Source organism: Candidatus Pelagibacter communis (genome assembly GCF_001180165.1).
Classification (GTDB): Bacteria; Pseudomonadota; Alphaproteobacteria; order Pelagibacterales; family Pelagibacteraceae; genus Pelagibacter; species Pelagibacter ubique_P.
Genome location: NZ_CVSQ01000051.1, coordinates 1 through 17,692 on the forward strand (window position 1 = coordinate 1; position 17,692 = coordinate 17,692).

The 17,692-nt window shown below is 28.8% G+C and carries 22 protein-coding genes; 14 read left to right on the top strand and 8 right to left on the bottom strand.

The annotated features are described in order from the left end of the window. From ilvD to AMN88_RS02470, 3 genes are all read left to right on the top strand, one after another. Positions 1-1,578 (top strand): dihydroxy-acid dehydratase (gene ilvD / locus AMN88_RS02460; RefSeq protein WP_075536263.1); only part of this gene is annotated, 1,578 nt, incomplete at its 5' end. After that, positions 1,578-2,783 (top strand): sugar phosphate nucleotidyltransferase, encoded by a 1,206-nt coding sequence (locus AMN88_RS02465; RefSeq protein WP_075536264.1) that lies wholly within the window; start codon positions 1,578-1,580, stop codon positions 2,781-2,783. The genes ilvD and AMN88_RS02465, both read left to right, overlap by 1 nt. Continuing rightward, a complete protein-coding gene (locus AMN88_RS02470) occupies positions 2,780-3,112 on the top strand; it encodes a diacylglycerol kinase (protein ID WP_075536265.1) in 333 nt (110 codons plus the stop codon). The genes AMN88_RS02465 and AMN88_RS02470 overlap by 4 nt, the downstream gene beginning before the upstream one ends. 75 nt (positions 3,113-3,187) lie before the next feature. Here the strand turns inward: AMN88_RS02470 and AMN88_RS02475 are convergent, their stop codons facing one another. From AMN88_RS02475 to znuA, 6 genes are all read right to left on the bottom strand, one after another. Beyond that, a complete protein-coding gene (locus tag AMN88_RS02475; RefSeq protein WP_256997782.1) occupies positions 3,188-4,147 on the bottom strand; it encodes a hypothetical protein in 960 nt (319 codons plus the stop codon). Between the two features lie 266 nt (positions 4,148-4,413). After that, positions 4,414-5,064: an aquaporin gene (locus AMN88_RS02480; RefSeq protein WP_075536267.1), complete on the bottom strand. Its 651-nt coding sequence runs from the start codon at positions 5,062-5,064 to the stop codon at positions 4,414-4,416. Next, a complete protein-coding gene (locus tag AMN88_RS02485) occupies positions 5,054-5,488 on the bottom strand; it encodes an arsenate reductase ArsC (protein ID WP_075536268.1) in 435 nt (144 codons plus the stop codon). The genes AMN88_RS02480 and AMN88_RS02485 overlap by 11 nt, the downstream gene beginning before the upstream one ends. Then, positions 5,488-5,709, bottom strand: coding sequence for a DUF6552 family protein (locus tag AMN88_RS02490; RefSeq protein ID WP_072090559.1), 222 nt, complete (start codon positions 5,707-5,709; stop codon positions 5,488-5,490). The genes AMN88_RS02485 and AMN88_RS02490 overlap by 1 nt, the downstream gene beginning before the upstream one ends. An 84-nt stretch (positions 5,710-5,793) precedes the next feature. Continuing rightward, positions 5,794-6,675, bottom strand: coding sequence for a phytanoyl-CoA dioxygenase family protein (locus AMN88_RS02495; RefSeq protein ID WP_075536269.1), 882 nt, complete (start codon positions 6,673-6,675; stop codon positions 5,794-5,796). A 74-nt stretch (positions 6,676-6,749) separates the two neighbouring features. Next, positions 6,750-7,766, bottom strand: a complete 1,017-nt coding sequence (gene znuA, locus AMN88_RS02500; RefSeq protein ID WP_075536270.1) for a zinc ABC transporter substrate-binding protein ZnuA — start codon at positions 7,764-7,766, stop codon at positions 6,750-6,752. A 71-nt stretch (positions 7,767-7,837) separates the two neighbouring features. Here znuA and AMN88_RS02505 point away from each other — a divergent pair, with 71 nt between their 5' ends. From AMN88_RS02505 to AMN88_RS02520, 4 genes are read left to right on the top strand one after another with little or no spacing between them, the layout of a single operon-like run. After that, positions 7,838-8,584 (top strand): ATP-binding cassette domain-containing protein, encoded by a 747-nt coding sequence (locus AMN88_RS02505; protein WP_075536271.1) that lies wholly within the window; start codon positions 7,838-7,840, stop codon positions 8,582-8,584. A gap of 1 nt (position 8,585) precedes the next feature. Next, positions 8,586-9,389 carry a metal ABC transporter permease gene (locus tag AMN88_RS02510; protein ID WP_075536272.1) on the top strand — a complete coding sequence of 268 codons (804 nt, stop codon included), beginning with the start codon at positions 8,586-8,588 and terminating at the stop codon, positions 9,387-9,389. A gap of 24 nt (positions 9,390-9,413) precedes the next feature. Next, positions 9,414-9,812, top strand: coding sequence for a Fur family transcriptional regulator (locus AMN88_RS02515; protein WP_075536273.1), 399 nt, complete (start codon positions 9,414-9,416; stop codon positions 9,810-9,812). After that, the gene (locus AMN88_RS02520) at positions 9,812-10,810 is read left to right on the top strand and encodes an Ldh family oxidoreductase (RefSeq protein ID WP_075536274.1); all 999 of its coding nucleotides are present in this window, start codon (positions 9,812-9,814) and stop codon (positions 10,808-10,810) included. The genes AMN88_RS02515 and AMN88_RS02520 overlap by 1 nt, the downstream gene beginning before the upstream one ends. On the opposite strand, the gene xth is transcribed toward AMN88_RS02520, so the two are convergent. Both xth and AMN88_RS02530 read right to left on the bottom strand, forming a co-directional pair. Then, a complete protein-coding gene (gene xth, locus AMN88_RS02525; protein WP_075536275.1) occupies positions 10,802-11,578 on the bottom strand; it encodes an exodeoxyribonuclease III in 777 nt (258 codons plus the stop codon). The two genes, AMN88_RS02520 and xth, sit on opposite strands and share 9 nt — an antisense overlap. Beyond that, on the bottom strand, positions 11,578-11,895 hold the full coding sequence (locus AMN88_RS02530; RefSeq protein ID WP_075536276.1) for a HesB/IscA family protein: 318 nt from the start codon (positions 11,893-11,895) through the stop codon (positions 11,578-11,580). Before AMN88_RS02530 ends, xth begins: the two co-directional genes overlap by 1 nt. 50 nt (positions 11,896-11,945) lie before the next feature. Here AMN88_RS02530 and AMN88_RS02535 point away from each other — a divergent pair, with 50 nt between their 5' ends. Genes AMN88_RS02535 through tatA form a run of 7 tightly spaced genes read left to right on the top strand, consistent with a single transcriptional unit; the run spans position 11,946 to position 17,692 of the window. After that, complete coding sequence (locus AMN88_RS02535) at positions 11,946-13,064, top strand: deoxyguanosinetriphosphate triphosphohydrolase (protein ID WP_075536277.1); 1,119 nt, start codon at positions 11,946-11,948, stop codon at positions 13,062-13,064. After that, positions 13,061-14,794 (top strand): arginine--tRNA ligase, encoded by a 1,734-nt coding sequence (argS, locus tag AMN88_RS02540; RefSeq protein WP_075536278.1) that lies wholly within the window; start codon positions 13,061-13,063, stop codon positions 14,792-14,794. Before AMN88_RS02535 ends, argS begins: the two co-directional genes overlap by 4 nt. Beyond that, positions 14,794-15,054, top strand: a complete 261-nt coding sequence (locus AMN88_RS02545; protein WP_072090570.1) for a hypothetical protein — start codon at positions 14,794-14,796, stop codon at positions 15,052-15,054. The genes argS and AMN88_RS02545 overlap by 1 nt, the downstream gene beginning before the upstream one ends. Then, positions 15,047-15,997 carry a glycoside hydrolase family 3 N-terminal domain-containing protein gene (locus tag AMN88_RS02550; protein WP_075536279.1) on the top strand — a complete coding sequence of 317 codons (951 nt, stop codon included), beginning with the start codon at positions 15,047-15,049 and terminating at the stop codon, positions 15,995-15,997. The genes AMN88_RS02545 and AMN88_RS02550 overlap by 8 nt, the downstream gene beginning before the upstream one ends. Before the next feature lie 9 nt (positions 15,998-16,006). After that, complete coding sequence (locus AMN88_RS02555) at positions 16,007-16,750, top strand: segregation and condensation protein A (RefSeq protein ID WP_075536280.1); 744 nt, start codon at positions 16,007-16,009, stop codon at positions 16,748-16,750. Then, positions 16,743-17,444: an SMC-Scp complex subunit ScpB gene (scpB, locus tag AMN88_RS02560; RefSeq protein WP_075536281.1), complete on the top strand. Its 702-nt coding sequence runs from the start codon at positions 16,743-16,745 to the stop codon at positions 17,442-17,444. The genes AMN88_RS02555 and scpB overlap by 8 nt, the downstream gene beginning before the upstream one ends. 47 nt (positions 17,445-17,491) lie before the next feature. Then, the gene (tatA, locus tag AMN88_RS02565) at positions 17,492-17,692 is read left to right on the top strand and encodes a twin-arginine translocase TatA/TatE family subunit (RefSeq protein WP_023853830.1); all 201 of its coding nucleotides are present in this window, start codon (positions 17,492-17,494) and stop codon (positions 17,690-17,692) included.

Consider the following 17,692-nt stretch of genomic DNA (forward strand, 5'->3'; position numbering starts at 1 on the left):
TGGAATGAGGCTGCGCCTTGTAACATTGCGCTAATGAGACAAGCTCAATCAGTTAAAAAAGGAGTTAGAGCTAATGGTGGAACCCCAAGAGAATTTTGTACAATTACTGTTACAGATGGTATTGCAATGGGGCATGAAGGAATGAAGTCTTCATTGATATCTAGAGAAGTAATTGCTGATTCAGCTGAACTTACTGTAAGAGGTCATTGTTATGATGCATTAGTAGGGATTGCAGGATGTGATAAATCTTTGCCAGGTCTAATGATGTCTATGGTTAGATTAAATGTACCAAGTGTATTTATATACGGTGGATCAATTCTTCCAGGCAGATACAAAGGTAAAGATGTAACAGTAGTAGATGTATTTGAAGCAGTTGGAAAACATTCATCTGGTCAAATGTCTGCTGCAGAACTTAGAAAATTAGAATTAGTTGCTTGTCCAAGTGCAGGTGCTTGTGGTGGACAATTTACAGCAAATACAATGGCATGTGTATCTGAAGCTATTGGATTAGCACTTCCTTATTCAGCGGGAACACCAGCTCCATATGAAGAAAGAGATAAATACGCAAAAGCTAGTGGTAAAATGGTTATGAACCTTTTGAAAAAAGGGATTAAACCAAGAGACATTGTAACTAAAAAAGCTTTAGAAAATGCTGCAACAGTTGTTGCTGCTACTGGTGGTTCTACAAATGCAGGATTACATTTACCTGCTATTGCAAATGAAGCTGGAATTAAATTTGATTTAATGGATGTTGCTAAAATTTTTAAAAGAACACCTTATCTTGCAGATTTAAAACCGGGTGGAAAATATGTTGCAAAAGATATGTGGTTAGCAGGTGGTGTACCAATGTTATTAAAAACTTTATATGAAGGTGGATATATTCATGGAGACTGTATGACTGTTACAGGTAAAACTATGAAAGAAAATTTAAAAAATATTAAATTTAATCCTAAACAAAAAGTAATGAGATCTTATAAAGATCCATTATCACCAACAGGTGGTGTAGTTGGTTTAAAAGGAAACTTAGCTCCAGAGGGAGCAATTGTTAAAGTTGCAGGACTTAAAAAATTACAATTTACTGGAAAAGCAAGATGCTTTGATAATGAAGAAAGCGCTATGAAAGCTGTTCAAAGTAGAAAGTATAATGATGGTGATGTAATTATTATTAGATACGAAGGACCAGTTGGAGGTCCTGGTATGAGAGAAATGTTATCGACAACAGGTGCAATCTATGGACAAGGAAAAGGGGAGAAAGTTGCCCTTATAACAGACGGTAGGTTCTCTGGTGCTACAAGAGGCTTTTGTGTGGGTCACGTAGGCCCTGAGGCCGCTCTAGGGGGTCCTATAGGCCTTTTACGTACAGGAGATATCATTGATATTGATGCCAAAAAAGGGACGATCAATGTAAGGCTCTCTAAAAAAGAAATGGCTGCAAGAAAAAGAAAATGGAAAGCTAGAAAATCAGATTTTGGATCTGGTACTTTATGGAAATATGCACAAACAGTTGGACCGGCATATTTAGGTGCACCAACACACCCAGGTAAGAAAAAAGAAGTTAAGGATTATTCAGAGATTTAATGAAAATTCGTCCAGTTATTTTATGCGGAGGTGCTGGAACTAGACTTTGGCCAAATTCTAAAAATCATCAAGCAAAACAGTTTATTGATTTTGGTAATTGGACTTTACTTGGAAAAACACTCGAGAGGACAAAAGCATCAATATTTGATGCGCCAGTTATTAGTACAAATAAAAAATATCTTAAACAAATAAAACAACATCTTAGAAAGCACAAAATAAATAAGTACAAAATTGTTCTAGAACCAGCAAAAAGAAATACTGCGCCAGCTATATTAAGTACGGCCTTAATTAAAGATATCCCAAACAATCAACCTTTAATGTTTTTTTCAGCAGACCATTTAATTGAAAAGATGAGTATTTTTAATACGGCAATTAATAAAAACAAAAAGAACTTAAGTGATCAAAATATATTTATATTTGGGATAAAACCAACCTCACCATCTAGTGAATATGGTTATTTTTTAACAAAAAAAATTAAAGGAAATATTAATAAAGTAAATAGATTTATTGAAAAACCAAAAGAAGCTAAAGCAAAACAAATTATAAAGAATAAAGGTTATTGGAATTCAGGAATGTTTTATCTTCGAAAAGACTCCATTATTAATAACTTTAAAAAATATCAGCCTAAAACTTATAAAAATTGTGTAAATGCAGTTAATAAAGCAAAATATAAGGCTAATACATATTATTTAAACAAAGCTTCATTTATAAAAGCGACCGCTAAATCTTTTGATTATGCAATTCTAGAAAAAACAAAACAAATTAACGCTATCAAATTAGACATTCCTTGGTCAGATCTTGGTAGCTGGAAAGAAATTCTGAAGATGTATGACAAAAATAAAAACAAATATATCAAGAGAAAAAATGTCTATTACCGTCCATGGGGCAGATATACTAATTTATTTGAAGGAAGAGAGTTTTTAATCAAAGAGTTATATGTAAAACCAAAAGGAATTTTAAGTTTACAAAAACACCATCACCGAGCTGAACATTGGCTAGTCACACAAGGAAATGCTAAGATAACTCTTAATAAAGATATAATTGTTAAAAAGCCAGGTGAACATATATTCATACCATTAGAAGCCATTCATAGAGTTCAAAATTCAGGAAAAAAACCTGTTAAAATTGTTGAAGCGCAAGTTGGATCAATTTTAAAAGAAAGCGATATTGTTAGATTTCAAGATGTCTATGGAAGAGTAAAATGATAACTAAACTTTATAAAAATCTCATCAACTCGTTAAATGGTTTAAAAATTGTAATTAGTGAAAAATCCTTTGTAATGGAATTGATTTTAGGTGTATTTTTAATTCCTTATATTTTTTTATCCAATATCGAATTTAATTATAAACTATTCTTGTTAGTTCTTTATTTTTTGTTACTAGCAACAGAAATAATGAATACAGCTATTGAAAAATTATCAGATAAATTTACTAAAGATTTTGATAATGATATAAAAAATATAAAGGATTTATCAAGTGCATCGGTCTTTATAGTTTTGATAACACTAATCTTAACTTTTTTTCTTACAATTTAATTACAATTAAATTGTAAGATATCAGGACGTATATGGCCGTGTTAAGCAACATATAACACGACCATAAAGATTTATTTAAAACCAATTATTTGGAATAATTATGTAGTGGATCGCCAAAACGATACCTACTGAAACACTTAATCCAAAAATCATTTTAAGAAAGTCCTTACCAATTAATGGAAAGACATACTTAAATTTATATTCTTTATTCATAGTTGATATTGCAAGCTCTCTACCACACAATAGACCAACGAATACCCATGTTGTTGACATTGGTAGATCATTAAGCTCTTTAAAGTAGAATAAAACACCAGCATAAATTACGTTAATAATAGTAGCTGATCTTGCATATCTTGTTCCTGTTTTTTCAAGAACAACTTTTTGAATTGGTCCACCTTGAATGTAGAAAATGTAAAATAGCAATGAAGTAAAGTAAGCCATGACAATTAAAAGTAATGATAAATCTAATTGTCTAGGTAAATATACTGCTATATTAGCTACATCGTGAGATAACCAAACCCACCATAACCAACCTGAAGAAATCCATACTGCATTTCTCCAAAAACCTATCCATTTTTCGTCTACTTCATCAAATTTTTCATTAATGAGCTTTGATACCAATATCCAGGCTATATAAGCAACCATTGCTGCCAATCCATAACCTACAACGCTTTTTAACAACATTTTTTCAAGCACAACGGTTGAAGCAAATGCTGAAAGAACTAAAAAGGTCGTTGATACAGGTATCCCAATTCTCGTTAATAATAATAGTATTGCAGGTGCTACTGCATGATACCATTGAATTTCTTGATAAGGTATTCTAGTTAATCTTCCGTAAGAAATATCACCATCATACGCATACCACCCCCAAGCTAAAGCAAAAATCATAACTGCTGATGCCGATCCAGCTAGTACGTACCACTTAAACCACTTCTTTTTTGAAGCTATAAAGGTACCAAGTGTTTGAATTGAGTCGTTAGCGATTACGCTATATCCAGCAAGGGCAAACCCTATAACTGTATATACTAAAGTCATATCCATTTTTTCTCCTATATATTATTGTTTTCGGTTCTGTCTAATAATGACTTGAGAATGTAAATATTCATTAAAGAGAAAATAATCTACGATTAAATTTATTTGTTTAAGAATCAACATGGAGATTCATTGATAATTATTACAAGCTAGAGATAAATCTACAAATGAATTTAATTATTTTGGAAAGTACGAGTTGATTCGCTTTAGATATATTATTTCAAAATTATGTAAATAAAATTATATATATTTTACATGTAGAAGTTGTGTTATTTATAGATAATTCTAAGAATATACGCTGCTAAAATTAATCCAATAAACTCAGCTAAAATATATGTTGGCGTATTAAGATAATTAATTCCTGTAAAAGAATCAGTAAATGTTCTTGCTAAAGATACAGCTGGATTTGCAAAAGATGTTGATGAAGTAAACCAATAGCCCGCGGAAATATATGTTGCTACGCTAATAGCAACTATTGTTTTTCCGTCCTTTAGAGTTGCAAAAATTATAAATATTAGACCAAAAGTTGCTACAATTTCAGAAACAAATATATGTAACCCATCTCTATTTTTAGCTGATAACTCTAAAAGACTGTGTTCAAAAAAGACATTTGCAAACATTACTCCTAATAAACAACCAGATATTTGTGCAGGAATGTAATATTTTAAAAGATTACCTTTAATTTTTTTTCTGAAAAACATCGCAAGACTTACAAAAGGATTAAAATGAGCCCCTGAAATATCAGCAAAGGCTGTAATTAAGACAAATAATCCAGCTCCAGTAGCAATTGTATTAGCTAAAAGCCTAATGCCATCATCATTAGTTAGATTTTCTGCCATGATCCCAGATCCAACAATAATCATGACAAGAAAACAACTTCCTAAAAATTCACCAATTAATATGTTTTTTTTAATTTTCATTATTTAACCAAATATTAATTTTTTCATTTATTTTATCGTAAGTCACATTAATTATTTCGTTTATCTGATTTTCATCAGAATTTTTAAATTTTGATACAGGATCTTCAATATCCCAATGAATAATTTTGTTATTATTTGGCCATATAGGGCAAACCTCGTTATTTGCATTATTACACACTGTAATTACATGATCTATATTAAATTTCTTATCTAAAAATATTTCAAAATTTTTCGAAGAATAATTTTCAAGATTAAAATTTTTTATTTTAGTTAAATATAATTTGATATTTTCGTTAATTTTTCCTGTAGGATTACTACCAGCACTGTAAGCTTTAAACTTAAATGAATATTTATTGTTAATAATACTTTCAGCTATGATGCTTCTTGCAGAATTACCAGTACATACAAACAGTATATTTTTCATTAAATTATGATTTTATAAATTCCTATTAAAAATAAAGGTATTTGTAATCCAAAATTAGTTAAGATAGCCTTATCTTTGCTAATAAAACCAGCAATAGTCCATCCAATAACTCCTAATCCATGAAAATATATATTTAATGGATATATATTTAAATTAGTTAAAAGTATTCCTGTTAGTACCAAAAATGTACTTATCCACTTAAGATATTTTCTAATAAACATGATTTCCTCTCTAAATTTTTTTAAATAATTGTTCTATTTATAAAATATTGAGGTTAACTAAAAGAAAGATTTTAATTTTATAGTTTAATTTTTTTGAAGTTCGTAGATAGAAACATAATGTCTCTTTTTGGGTAGAGGTATTATTGTTGGAACTTTAGTTAATCTTGGTTTTATTGATTTATTTCCTACAATAATATTTTTGTCATAATTTTCTAAATTAACTTCAGGATGAGGGTTTCCATCATTAATTAGTGGCCATGCATCACAAGCTCTATATCCAAATAAAATTAAGGGTCTTGAGTTATTCATTTGATTGTGTCCAGACCCATGAACTGATCTACAATGAAAAAATACTACTGTTCCGGCCGTTCCAGTTATTGAAACACTATCTTTAGTTCCTATTTTATTTTTCTTAGTATCTATTTTTCCAACAAAATAATTTTCTTTATTGTGGTGACTGTGCAATTTCTTTTTATGTGAATTCTTTATTATTTTTAGAGGCCCATTTTTCTCATAGCAATCATCCAAATATATACCAACTGTTATTAAATCATCATTGGTATGTGGGTAAAAGGCCCAATCTTGATGCCAGCCAATTTCACTTCCTTTTTTCTTATTTGGTAATTTAAAATTTAATTTACCTAGATGAAATCTCACTGTTCCACCTAATAATTTTTTAGCTATAGATATTATTTTTTTATTTCTAGATAGTTGATAGAAGATCTTATGTCTGTTTTGAGGATTATTTAATCTTAAAATTTCCTTATTTTTTGAGGAACTAGAATTGTAAACAAAATGATAATTGTCATAAGATTGAGTACTGTTTTGGTTATTTGATCTTTTTCTTGCCTTCTCTTTAGAAATTACTTCATTTACAACTTTATTTATTTTGTTGATCTCTTTTTGGGTAATTAGATTTTTTTTTACAAGAAACCCATTATTCTTAAACTGATTAAGATCGTTCATTGAAAATTATTATATTTAAAAATAATAAATTTTCTTTAAAAAAATATGTTTTTTGCTTCAAATAAACTAATAAACTAGCAACCTTTAAAAGAAGCAGACATATTTCTAATCAATTTAAAGTATAGATCTTTACCTGAATCTAAAGTTGCACCTAGTGGGTCTAAAACACCAGTTTTAATCTTCATATCTTTAGCAACAGCATTAATAATATCAGGATTAAATTGAGGTTCAGAGAATACACAAGCAACTTTATCATGTTCAATGATTTCTCTAATTTCAGCTAGTTGTTCAGCTCCAGGCATTACATCAGTATTAACAGTAAATGCACCTAAAACTTTAACATTAAATCTTTTTTCAAAATATTGATATGCATCATGGAATACAATTGAAGAAACGCTGCTACTTAAATCTGTCATTACATCAATTGTAAGTTTATCGATTTCTTGTAAAGCTTTAGCTAAATTATTTTTGTATTTAGCTTCATTTTTAGGATCATTTTCAATTAAATGTTCAGCCATTTCATTTAACATAGCTTTTGCATTAATTGGGTCCAACCAAATGTGTGGATCAAATTCACCATGTGCATGTCCATCATGATCGTCATGTCCATGATCGTCATGATCATCTTCTTTTTTACCGTGGTCATCATGTCCATGATCGTCATGATCATCTTCTTTTTTACCATGATCGTCATGCCCATGATCGTCATGATCATGTTCGTCAAAAATATTTCTTTCTCTAAATTTTAATACTTGCAAACCTTTGATTTCTATTAATTCAATTTTTTCTGCTTTTTTTGCAATTGAACTTAGTGGTTTTTCTAAAAAATTTTCTAAATCTTCACCTACCCAAAATATTAGATCAGCATTTTGGAGCATTTTTGCATGAGAAGGCTTCATTGCAAATCCGTGGGGAGATGCATATCCATCAACTATTAGATCAGGTTTAGCAATACCGTCCATTAAATAACTAGCTAATGAATGAATTGGTTTAATAGAAGCAACTACTTTTATTTCAGCGTTTGCTGGTGTAAAGAATGTTAGAATTGATAATATTGAGAATATAAGTGGTATTTTTTTAATATTTTTCATAATAAGTAATTTAATTGGTTGTTATAATATAACAGTATGTAATAATATAACATTTACAAGTCAAGCAATTTATGAGTTTAGAAAATAGTACATTAGTAAAATTAAATAACGCTGGTTTTAAACAAAATGATAAATGGCTAGTGGAGGGTGTTTCATTAACTGTTGAAAAAGGTAAAATCGTCACTCTTATTGGTCCTAATGGTTCTGGAAAAAGCACTACAGCTAAAATTGCATTAGGAATTTACAAAAACATAGAAGGAACTGTAGAAAAATATACTAATAAAGTTGGATACGTTCCTCAAAAAATCTCAATTGATTGGACACTACCATTAAGAGTATATGATTTTATGCTTTTAACAGAAGACATAAAAGATGAAGCAATTGATGAAGCTCTTACGCTTACAGGTGTTATGCATCTTAAAAATAAAAATCTAGGGAATTTATCAGGAGGTGAATTTCAGAGAGTTTTAATAGCTAGAGCTATTTCAAAAAAACCTGAATTATTAGTCTTAGATGAACCTGTTCAAGGCGTAGATTACACAGGAGAGATTGCATTATATGAACTTATTAAAAAAATTTCAGATACTTTAAATTGTGGAATATTATTAATTTCTCACGATCTACATACAGTCATGACTGCAACAGATCATGTTGTTTGTTTAAATGGACATGTATGTTGTTCTGGAACACCAATGGATGTAGCAAGAAATAACGAGTATAAAACGTTATTTGGGGAACAAGCTTCTCAAATTTTAACAGTTTATGAACATAAGCATGACCACGTTCATTCTGATGAAGGTCAAATAAAAAAAAATTAATATGTTAGATGATTTTTTTGTTAGAGCGTTAATTGCTGGTATTGGTGTTGCTTTAGTAACAGGACCACTTGGATGTTTTGTTGTTTGGAGAAGATTATCTTATTTTGGTGATACTTTATCACATTCGGCTTTATTAGGCGTCACGATGGCTTATTCTTTTGAACTTAATATTGCGCTATCTGTGTTTATAATTTCATCCGTAATCGCACTGATATTAATTCAGCTACAAAAAAAAACTAATTTGCCAGGGGACGCTTTGCTTGGTTTATTGGCTCATTCTTCATTAGCAGTTGGATTAGTGGTTATTGGTTTTTTAACTTTTATTCGTTTTGATATTATGGGTCTTTTATTTGGAGATATCTTAGCTGTAACAACAAATGACATATTTATTATATGGACTGGTGGAGCAGTAATTTTAATAGTTCTTAAATTGATTTGGAAACCATTGTTTGCATCTACAGTTAATTACGAATTAGCTGAAGCCGAAGGGTTGAATCCTGATAGAGCAAAAGCAATATTTACTATTCTCATGGCTGCTGTAATAGCCATATCAATTAAAATGGTTGGATTGTTATTGATTACTGGAATGTTAATTATACCAGCTGCAATGGCTAGAAATATAGCAGACAGTCCTCAAAAGATGGTTTTATTTTCTGTTATTGGTGGTCTTTTATCTGTTTTATTAGGGCTATTTTCTTCATTAGAATTTAACACTTCATCTGGTCCTTCAATAATCATGGCTGCTTTAGTATTATTTATACTGTCTTTACTTAATATTAAACAATCGATTAAATTGAAAAACTGATAACTAATTGATAAGAATTTAAAGATGCAAAAAATACATAACCTTTCCAAAAATCAAAAAATCATTTTTGATCTTATTGATAAATCTGGTGGGCCTATGAAAGCTTATTCAATTTTATTTAATGTTCAAAAAAGAGGAATTAAAGCTCCATTACAAGTGTACCGAGCGTTAGATAAGCTAGTTGAAATTGGAAAAATTCATAAGATCGAAAGTAGAAATGCTTTTATTGCTTGTCAAAATTCTAGCTGCCAGGTTTCAAAAGCAACAGCATTTTCAATTTGTGAAAGTTGTGAGAACGTATCTGAAATAAGTAATTCAAAACTTTCTAAATATTTATCTAATTTTTCAGACAATTCAGGAATGAAATATAGCAAATATAATCTAGAATTTTTTGGTTTATGTAAAAAATGTAAATCAAAATAATGAGCACTGTATCCTTAACTTTAGATGAAATATTTGAACTAGCTAAAAAAACTCTTTTAGCTAACGGTTGTGATGATGAAACAGCATCAATTTTATCTGACTTAATCAGAAACGCTGAAAGAGATGGTTCTTTATCACACGGTTTATTTAGATTGCCAGCTTATGTAACAGGTCTTAAAGGTGGAAAGATAAATGGAAAAGGAAAACCAGAAGTAAAAAAAATATCTCCATCAGTAATTAAAGTTGAAGGAAATAATTGTTTAGCGCCTGTTGTGTTAAATAAAGGATTGCCTGAATTAGCAAAAGCTGCAAAAGAAAATGGTGTAGCTGTGTTAGCAATAAATAATTCACATCATATGGCTGCTATGTGGCCTGAAACAGAAAAGTTAGCAGAAGAAGGTTTGGTAGCATTTGCTTGTACATCTTATAAGCCTGCTGTTGCACCTGCTGGTGCTATAAAACCATTATTTGGAACAAATCCAATTTCATTTGCTTGGCCAAGACCTGGAAAAACTCCAGTTGTTTATGATATGGCAACTGCTTCAATGGCAATGGGAGAAGTTCAAGTTGCTAAAAGAGAAGGGCACAAAGTTCCACTTGGAACAGGATTAACTAAAGATGGAAAAGAAACAACTGATCCAGGGGAAATTGCCGATGGTGGAGTTTTATTACCCTTTGGTGGTTACAAAGGGTCTGCAATTGCAATGATGGTAGAATTAATGGCAGGCGCATTAGTTGGGGATAATTTTAGTTTTGAAACAGCAGCTAAAGATAATAATGATGGTGGTCCTCCAAGTGGCGGTGAATTCATACTAGCTATTAATCCAGATAAAACTTCAGGCACTAATTGGCAAAAACATGCTGAGGAATTTTTTGAAAAAATGAAATCAATGGGTGAAGTAAGATTACCTGGAGAAAGACGTCACAAGAATAGAATGGACACTGGTCCAAGAAACATTAATGAAGAATTAGTAAATAAAATTAAATCATTAAGCTAAATTAATCTCAATTGGTGTGTGATCAGAAGGTTTTTCTCTTCCACGTGGATCTTTATTAATATTAATATCTTTAATTTGATCAATTATGGAATTTGAAACTAAAAAATGATCTATCCTCATGCCATTATTTTTTTGCCATGCACCTCTCATATAATCCCAAAATGTATATCCTTCTTTATTTTCATAAAAATGTCTGTAGACATCATTAAAACCAAGATTAATCATTTCTCTAAATTTTTTTCTTATTTCAAGTCTGTATAAAGCATCGTCTTCGAAACTTTTAACATTATAAACATCTTCTGCTGAAGGGATAATATTGAAATCACCAGCTAAAATAATATTTGAATTTTTTTTAGATAAAGTTTTTAATTGCTTTATTAATTGATCAAGCCAATTTTTTTTATAATCATATTTTTCAGTATCTACAGGATTACCATTAGGGGTGTAAATATTTATTAATTGTATATTTTTTTTCTTATGTTCAAATTCAGCTGAAATTATTCTTGATTGTTTTAATTTATCTTTAATTAAATCAGTTTTAATATTTTTTAATTTATTTTTTGAAATAATTGCTACACCATTGTAACTTTTTTGACCAAATACATGACTTTCATAGTCCATTGATGAAAAATCATCATATGGAAAATTAACATCTTCAGTTTTGATTTCCTGCATCATTAAAATATCAGGTTTATATTTTAATAAATAGCTTTTGATATTTTCAATTCTTGCTCTTACCGAGTTTACATTCCAAGATGAAATGAGCATTAAAGTGAGAAAGACACTCCACAACCACATGAAGATTTGGTTTGTGGATTAGAAATTTTGAATTGTTCACCTATAAGTTCAGACACATAATCAACCTCAGATCCTTTAAGCAAATCAGCTGAAGTTTTATCAATTAAAATATTTTCATAATTTAAATCATCATCTTGTTTTGATTTATCAAATGTAAATTCATATTGAAAACCAGAACATCCTCCACCTTTGATAGCGATTCTGAAGAATGAACCTTTGTCTTTTTTTGATAACAAATTATCTATTTGTTTTAACGCTTTATCCGTAAATTTAATTTCTTTAATCATGTTTGAACACTGATATTACTAATATAATACTTAATTATTTAAATTAAAGGATGAAAAAAGACACTTTGTTAGGAGTATTTAAAAGTAAAGGCAGACTTAATAAAGAAGCTAATTCAAAATACAGATCTCCTTTTCAACGCGACAGAGATCGTATAATTCACAGCGCATCATTTAGAAGATTAAAGCATAAAACCCAAGTATTTGTTAACACAGAAGGGGATCATTTTAGAACCAGGATTACTCATTCAATTGAAGTTGCTCAAATAGCAAGATCAATTGCAAAATATCTAAAATTAAATGAAGATTTAGCTGAAACCTTAAGTCTTGCTCATGATTTAGGTCATACTCCATTTGGCCATGCAGGAGAGGATGCTTTAGATGAATGTATGCAAAATTATGGAGGTTTTGATCACAATCTTCAGACACTAAGAATAGTAATGTTTTTAGAGAATAAATATTTTAAATTTGCTGGATTAAATTTAACTCTTGAAACTTTAGAAGGACTTTTAAAACATAATGGACCAGTAGATGATCTAAGTATGATCAATAAACTAATTGGTTTAAAAGTTTTCAAAAATAAAATTAACTTTAATACCTATCCATCATTAGAAGCTCAAATATCAGCTATATCAGATGATATTGCCTATAATAATCATGACATTCAGGATGGAATTAAAGCAAACCTATTTAAACTTGAGGAACTAGTTGAATTAGAATTTTTTAAAGAAATTTATCAAAAATATAAAAACAAAATTAATAAAAAAAATTATAAAATTGCCATTTATCAAATCATCAGAGATTCAATAGATAATATGATTAGAGATTTACTAAGTAATACAGAAAAAAATATTAAAAAATTTAAAATTAAGTCATTAAAAGATGTATCAAAATCAAATCAATTAATAGTTTCTTTTTCAGATAAAATAGAAAATTCAGAGCAAGAAATCCGATCATTTTTAAGGCATAGAATGTATGACAATAAATCGGTGCTTAATAAGAATCAAAGAGGTAAAATGATAATTAAGAAATTATTTAAAATAATTAAATCAAATCCTAGAAAATTTCTTACTAAAGAGCAATTGACTAAAGACAAATATAGAGCTATTTCAGATTTTATATCTGGTATGACAGATAGATACGCAATTAACCTTTATAACGATAATAAATGAATATTTTTGAATTATATTTAGATAAAATTAAATATATTATTGTTGAACTTAGTAAAAAAAATCAACTTATCGTTCCAGAAAGTTTCAATGGTATTAATGCTGAAATACCGCCTCCAAAATTTGATTGTGATATTTCAACTAATGTTGCAATGGTTTTATCGAAACTAAACAAAACTTCTCCAATACAATTAGCAGAAAAACTTGCACCTGAAATAAAAAATAGTGATGATCAAATTGAAAATATATCCGTTGCTAAACCTGGTTTTATAAATATTAAATTTAAGCCATCTTTTTGGTCAAACTTTATTAAAGAAATAATTGATAACGCTGAAAAATTTGGAATTAATGAAAAAGAGAAAAAAAATAATTATTTAGTTGAATTTGTATCTGCTAATCCTACAGGACCTTTACATGTTGGTCATTGTAGAGGAGCTATTTTAGGTGATGTCATTTCTAATGTGTTAATATTTAATAAACACATGGTTACAAAAGAGTATTATGTAAATGATTATGGTAACCAGATTATAAATTTTACAAAATCTGTATACTTTAGAATTAGGGAAGTAAAATTTAACGAAACATTTCCTCAAGATAATCCTGATTTATATCCAGGAGATTACCTTATTGATTTTGCAAAAAATATAGTTTCGGATAATTCAGATCTAAATTTTGATGATTATGATGAAATAAGCGATAAGTTAACAGCTTTATCTATAGAACAGGCGCTACTTTTAATTAAAAAGAATCTTAAGAGTTTAGGAATTAATCACGATAATTTTGTTAGTGAAAAAATTATTGTTTCAAATAACGAAGTAGAGAGTGTAATAAAATTTTTAGAAAAGAATAAATTTGTATACAAAGGAAAAATTAAAGCTCCAGCTGGTGAAGATGATAAAAACTGGGTAGAAAGAGAACAGTTACTTTTTAAATCTACTGATTTTGGTGACGATAAAGATAGAGCATTACAAAAGTCAGATGGAACATGGACTTATTTTGCAAGTGATGTTGCGTATCATAAAAATAAAGTAGATCGTAAATTTGATTATTTAATAAATATTCTTGGTGCTGATCATGCTGGTTACATCAAAAGAATATCATCTTCAGTTGAAGCTTTGTCAGGCAAAAAAGATAAATTGATTTGTAAAATTAGTCAGCTTGTAAAATTAATTAAAGACAACAAACCATTTAAGATGTCTAAACGAAAGGGAGACTACATCACTGTTGATGATTTAATCCAAGAGGTTGGAAAAGACGCAACTAGATTTATCATGCTTAATAGAAGTAGTGACGTGGAATTAGATTTTGATTTTGATGCTGTAAAAGAAAAATCTAAAGATAATCCATTATATTACGTTCAATATTGTTATGCTAGAATTTCATCTGTCTTTAGACATATTGATCAAGATTTAAATTCAAAAATTGAATTAGATGATTTTAGTTTTGAATACTCAAATGATGAGATCAAAATTTTAAAAAAGATTTCAGAATGGCCCAAATGTATTGATGCAGCTAGTTCAAAATTAGAACCACATAGAATACCTGTTTATTTATATGATCTTGCCTCAGAATTTCATTCCTATTGGAATCTTGGTAAACAAAACCCAGAAAAAAGATTTATTAATGATCAAAAAACTGTTTCACCAGATAAATTAATTTTTTTAAAAGCAATATCTAACGTCGTAAAATCTGGAATGGATATAGTTGGTGTAGATACGCCAGATAAAATGTAATGCTAAAAGAAATTAAGTATTTAATCTTTATTGTTGTAATTGCTTTATTTATTTTTTTAACTGGTAGATATTATTTTTCAGATGAAAATAAAAAGAAATCATACAGATCTTATAAAAATAACGATGAAAAAATTAAATTATACTCAAAAAATTTACCTGTTTTGGAAAACGATACACAAAATGTAATAGAATACGTTAAGCAAACAAACAAAAAAAAGAAAAAAAAGTTTAATTTTTGGAAACTTTTAGAGAATGATTAAGAATAGAAGAGCTTTTATTGTTGGTTTAAAATCATCAAAATTATCAAACAAAGAGATTACTTTTTTAAAGAAATATAAACCATGGGGTATTATTTTATTTTCAAGAAACATAAGTTCAATTGAACAAACCAAAAAATTAACTGATAAAATAAAAAAGATATTTAAAGACAAAAAATACCCAATATTAATTGATCAAGAAGGAGGACGAGTAAATCGATTAGGTAAAATTATTTCATTTGATAATTTGACTTCTGAATATTTTGGCAATTTATTCACAAAAGATAAGAAAAAATTTAATATTATTTATAAATTATTTATTGATAAAACTTCGTATTTACTTAAATCAATTGGTGTTAATATAAACACAGTTCCTGTTTTAGACCTTCGTGTTAAGGGAGCTAGCAACATTATTGGTGATAGGTCTTTTTCAAAAAATAAAAAAAATATCTCTAAAATCGGAGATATTTGTATTAATTATTTTCATGAAAATTCGATCGGAACTGTGATGAAACACATACCAGGGCATGGATTAGCTAAAGTAGATAGTCATAAATTTACACCTGTAGTTAAAAAAAACTTAAATTATTTGAGTAAAAATGATTTTTTTCCATTTAAGAAAAAACAAAGCTATTTTGCAATGACAGCACATGTAATATATCGAAGGATTGATAAGTTAAATACAGCTACACACTCTAAAAAAATTATAAATTTAATTAGAAGTAAAATTGGTTTTAAAAATATTTTAATTTCAGATGATTTATCAATGAAAAGTTTAAAAGATGATTTAAAAACTAATACTATTAAAACATTTAGCGCAGGTTGTAATATTGCTCTTCATTGTAATGGCAAATTGTCTGAAATGCAGGTAGTTGGTGATAATTCACCAAAGGTCAGTAATTTTATAATAAAAAAAACATCGCTATTTTATAAAATTTTAAGTTAATATCTGAGCATGACTATTTCCGATTCTGCATTATTTAATGTTGATATTAATAATTATAATGGCCCTCTAGATGTCCTTTTAGATTTGGCCAAAGCTCAGAAGGTAGATCTTGAAGATATATCAATAACTAAGTTAGCGGATCAATTTCACGATTATATTACAAAAGAAAAAGATTTAAATTTAGAAATTGCGTCAGAATATTTATTAATGGCAACTTGGTTAGCTTATTTAAAATCTAAATTATTACTTCCAGGAACACCAGAAGAAGAATTTAAAGTTCAAGAAGTTGCTGAAAAATTAAAATTACAACTTAAAAAACTAGAATTGATAAGATTGCTTTCGGAACAAATGTTAAAAAGAAAAAGATTAGGAAGAGAAATACGATCAAGAGGAATGAAGGGAAATATAAGATCTATTTATAGCACAGAATATAATTTAAGTTTATTTGAGCTTCTTAAGTCATATTCAACAATAATTATGACAAAGGACTTTCAAAAAATGAATATTCCTAAATTACCTGTATTTACTACAGAAGATGGAATTAAAACAATAAGAGAATTTTTTGGTAAATTAATTGATTGGAAGAAATTAGATGATTTAATTCCTCAAAATTTTAAAAGTAATTCAAAATATAAACGTACCGGTAAAGCAGGTATATTTGCTGGATCGTTAGAATTAGTTAAAGAGGGAAATTTAACTATGAAACAAGATAAATTATTTGATGATATTTATGTGAAGGAAAATAATGATTAAAAAAGAAAAGATTAATAAAGATAATATTGTAAAATTTCCATCTAAGTTAACCGATTTAGAAAAAGAAATTGAAGCAGTTATTTTTGCTGCTGCAGAACCATTAGATATTGATACAATTGAAAGCAAAATTACTAAAAAGGGTAGTGTTGCAAAATCATTAGAGAAGTTACAACAAGAATACTCTCAACGTGGTATCAATTTAGTTTGTATTAAAGATAAGTGGTCGTTTAGAACTTCACCTAACTTGTCTAATATCATGTCACAAGAGAAGACAGTAGAAAAGAAACTTTCTAGAGCTGCAGTGGAGACTTTAGCCATAATCGTTTATCACCAACCTGTTACTAGAGCTGAGATTGAGGAGATAAGAGGTGTTGCATTTGGAACGAATACTCTTGAAATATTGATGGAACTCAACTGGGTTAAACCAGGAGGTCGTAAAGATGTACCAGGCAGACCAATTCAGTATATTACAACTGATGAATTTTTAAGTCATTTCAATCTTCAAAAATTATCTGATTTACCCACAATTGATGAATTAGGTGCTGCTGGATTAATTGATAGTTCTAGTGTTGATAATGCAATTTTTGGAACTGGAAAATTCTACAAAGAAAAACAAGAAGAAAAAAAAGAGGATATTTATTCTAATATTGACGAGATGTTAAACAGCACTCTTGATACAGAAGAGAAAGATTAACAAAAAAGTAACTTTTAAATTAAGCATAAAAAGGTTATAAGTTTTTCATGAGCATAGGAATTTGGCAAATTGCAATCGTAGTTATATTAGTAGTCTTATTGTTTGGACGAGGTAAAATCTCTAGTCTGATGGGTGATGTAGCTAAAGGTATTAAAAGTTTCAAAAAAGGAATGGCGTCAGATGTTACTGACGATACAGAGCCAAAAAATATATCCGACGAAAATAAAGACTCAGAAAACAAAGATTAA